This is a genomic window from Vibrio sp. 10N.261.52.A1 (assembly GCF_002876325.1).
GTDB lineage: Bacteria > Pseudomonadota > Gammaproteobacteria > Enterobacterales > Vibrionaceae > Vibrio > Vibrio chagasii.
Window position 1 is genome coordinate 1 of sequence record NZ_MCYD01001242.1, and the last position, 2,804, is coordinate 2,804.

Annotated in this window: 3 protein-coding genes; 2 read left to right on the forward strand and 1 reads right to left on the reverse strand. The window is 41.7% G+C overall.

The features are described from left to right. Positions 1 to 228: 228 nt before the first annotated feature. Entirely contained in the window at positions 229 to 438 is a 210-nt protein-coding gene (locus tag BCT81_RS26215; RefSeq protein ID WP_010434910.1) for a hypothetical protein, read from the forward strand. Beyond that, positions 439 to 1,701 carry an integrase gene (locus BCT81_RS26220; RefSeq protein WP_016788799.1) on the forward strand — a complete coding sequence of 421 codons (1,263 nt, stop codon included), beginning with the start codon at positions 439 to 441 and terminating at the stop codon, positions 1,699 to 1,701. 84 nt (positions 1,702 to 1,785) lie between these two features. Here the strand turns inward: BCT81_RS26220 and BCT81_RS26225 are convergent, their stop codons facing one another. Beyond that, the gene (locus BCT81_RS26225; RefSeq protein ID WP_102426359.1) at positions 1,786 to 2,745 is read right to left on the reverse strand and encodes a nuclease-related domain-containing protein; all 960 of its coding nucleotides are present in this window, start codon (positions 2,743 to 2,745) and stop codon (positions 1,786 to 1,788) included. Positions 2,746 to 2,804: the final 59 nt, after the last annotated feature.

Genomic DNA, 2,804 nt, shown 5'->3' on the forward strand with positions numbered 1-2,804 from the left:
ACCAATGAAATAGTTAAATAAAATCAATAGATTAGCAACTTGGCACTACTGTATTAGTCCACCCTAAAGTGGGCTTGAAATCGATTCGTTGAATCGTTTTACGCTTCGGGAATCCTTTTCGTTAATTGCTGCGCAAATAGAATGTCACTGAAAAAATCGTGCATAGTTTTTCTACCAGTAGATGAAAAATCTTAATTTTCATGTAGTGAGAAAGGTAAGGAGAACGACATGGCGACGCGTAAAATCAGACCTAGACAATTTATTGATGAGTTTTACCCTGATTCAGGGATATGCAATACTACCATCATAAACTGGATTAAACATGGCAAGCTCGAGGGCACTAGAACGCCAACGGGCCGATATTTAGTCTGTGTTGACGACGAGATTGGGAACCCTGCAGACAGAGTGAGTGAACTTTTAAGGTTCTTGGAGTCATAAATGGTTGGTAGAGCTAGAAGCAAAGAAACGGCTCATTATCCTCCATTCTTGGTGAAAATGAGCCATAGGGGGCAATCTCGATTTCGGTTTACAACCGTAGATGGTGTGAAAAAGCTATTTCCTATCGGGACTGTAGAGCAAGAAGCGATACAAGCTGCGCATGTTTACAACTTGCAATATCGTCCTGAGCTAGGAAGCGCGTTTTCCCTTTCTGAGATGACCCCATTTCGCAAAGCTGTCTCTAAAGGCCGTAAGGACAAATTCAATCGGCCTTTAAAAGAGTGGCTTCCATTAGTGTTGTCTCGTGTGAAGAAAGAAGAACGGCTTTCCAAAGACGTTTATCGAAATTTGGAAAGGGACTGTTACCGCCTTGATGAGTTCATGGGGCGGTTGCCAACCAAATCGATCAAGTTACAGCACATCAATGAGTTCCTTTCTAAATACTATTCAGAGTTAAGTAATCGTCAGCTCAATAATAAGATCAGTAACCTTAAAAAGGTATTTTCCTACCTTGCTGATGAGAGCGCTATTGAGAGTAATTTTGTACTCAATAAAAAACAGCGTCGATTGACCAGAGAAGATTACACAAAAGCTCGCCACGACCTAGATATCGAAAACTACCAAAAGGTCTACGATGCAGCGCCACTGTTTCTTAAGGTCGCAATGAGCTTAACACTTGAGACGACTCATGCTGTGAGAGAGATCTATAGGCTTCGTTATCGTATATACAAACCACGGGAAGGCGTTTGTGGGATTCTATGGAACCCTGACAAAGAGGTGGAGTATGTGGATGGGCATGCAGTGTATGGAATGCTTTATGTTCATCGAGAAAAGGTGAAAAAGTCCGATGCTTCCACTGTCGCCATTCCGGTCACTCAGACGATTAAAGACATTGTCGATCTTTCTAAAACATCGAGATTGATTTGTCCTTATATCGTTCACCGTAAACCCAAACAGCAGCAACGTGGTATTTCAAAAGAGACGGACCATCTTTACCAAGTACATCACCACAATATAAGTAAAGAGTTCAGTAAGGTTCGAGACTCATTAGGGCTTTATAGTCACCTAAAGAAATCGTTAAGGCCGACCTATCATGAAATTCGAGGACTAGCTGCCCGGATGATTGAACAGCAAGGGCAGAGTGCTACCGAGCGAATGGCGCATGCGAACGCTAAAACAACAAAAATCTATACAGGCACAAGTGACATTATTTGGCACCAAGTACCCCCTGTTGAGGTTATGCCGAAAAGTGGCCAGAAGTGATTCGTGTTAGTTGTTTAGTTTTGGGGGAATTCGGAATCCGCATCGCTTTAAATTGCGTTGTAATTCGGATTCCGAATTATTAGATTAAGGAAATACGACTTGAGTTCCTTCACCACAAGAGCATGCTATTGAGTACGTGTTCTTTTTCTTACTGACTTTGGCTGAATTAGATTGGCAAGAATGGCAACTAATACGCATTGCAGTATTCACCTTACATTGTGGGCAGTAGACGTAATACCCATACTTTCCATACCTCGGCTCGGTCTGAGGGCTTTGACACTTCTTACAATTAAAACCATGCCTTATTTGTGGAACTTTGGCCTCTTCAATTGTTTCTTGAGCTGGAAGCAAGTCTACCTTTTCAGTTTCGCTCAATTCTGCGATATGTACTTTGGGAGCCGGAGAAGACGTAGGCACATGTTGTTCGTTTAGAAAGTGAACTAGGCGGTACAGTTCATCACGATTAAACGTAGGATTCGGATTTAGTATTGAACCTACGCGGTGCTTTTTGATGAGACTCTTAACGCTGCTACCAATAGATTCGGCTTTAATGAGCTTCTTCGATATATCTTTAGGGATAGAAGTTCGATCGATTAGAGCGTCATTGGACGCGGCACAGAGTTGATCCCAACAGCGACCACCAAAGTACCCTTGTAAAAATGCAATTCGGTCTAATAACGACTTAGCGTTGTCATTTAAAAGTGCTTTCAATAGTTTGGTTTGCAACTTAGCTTGCTCGATAGGTGAGGGCATTCCTGTCCATTTCCCTCTTACGGTTCGGCTCCATTCGAGTTGATTGTTGACCTTAACCTCACCGCGAATCGATTTCGACTCAATAATGATAAATCCTTTGTTATAAAGGACTAAGTGATCGATCTGAGCTGTTTCATTTTTAAACTGTATGCGTAGGTCATTGATAATGAAGATGTCATTTGCATCTCCAAACTCTCTGCGTAAGTAAAACGCGACATCCTGCTCTACTTTTGCGCCAGCTTTCTGTTGAAGACTGTTGTCGATTTTTGAATCTCTATCCTTAGTAATCATTCTTTATTCCTGCTTTTTTATAAAAGCAGTTTACCATGCAGTCTTATTCATATTGATGG